Consider the following 493-nt stretch of genomic DNA (forward strand, 5'->3'; position numbering starts at 1 on the left):
TTGGCAATGCAGAGTGACCGCAGGACGAGATCCAGACTATAAAGATTGTAAAACAAGCTATGTTCATGAGACAGACCTTGAAAATGCCTTTATGAAAATTATGAGGGAAATGAAAGAAAACCCCGATGAAGTAATAGAAGAAGCTAACCAAGCTATCGAAAAGGCATCCCTCTCACCACCGGAACAACAGCGACTGGAAGAGTTAAACAAGCAAATTGAAACCATAACAGATCGCATCAGTGACTTGGCTGCCAAGGAATCGGCTACAAGAGATGCTATCTACGATGCGACATTAAGGCACTTGATTTATGAACAAGAAATCCTTCAACAGGAGCGGGACAGCCTAGAGGAAAACATGCAAGAGCAACTTTATTTAGAAAAGCAATTCCAATCGCTCCTAGTCTTATTAGAAGAAACAGAGAAACTAGAGGATTTTGATGTAACGCTTTTCAAAAAGACAATCGAACGGGGCATTATTTATAAGGAACGAATA

General features: G+C 40.4%; 1 protein-coding gene. It reads left to right on the forward strand.

Annotation, left to right across the window (positions count from 1 at the left end; genetic code table 11):
• A partial coding sequence (locus D3H55_RS24715; RefSeq protein ID WP_168413253.1) for a hypothetical protein occupies positions 1-493 on the forward strand: 493 nt, incomplete at both ends.

The sequence above is a fragment of the Bacillus salacetis genome (genome assembly GCF_003581585.1).
GTDB classification, from domain to species: Bacteria; Bacillota; Bacilli; order Bacillales; family Bacillaceae_B; genus Rossellomorea; species Rossellomorea salacetis.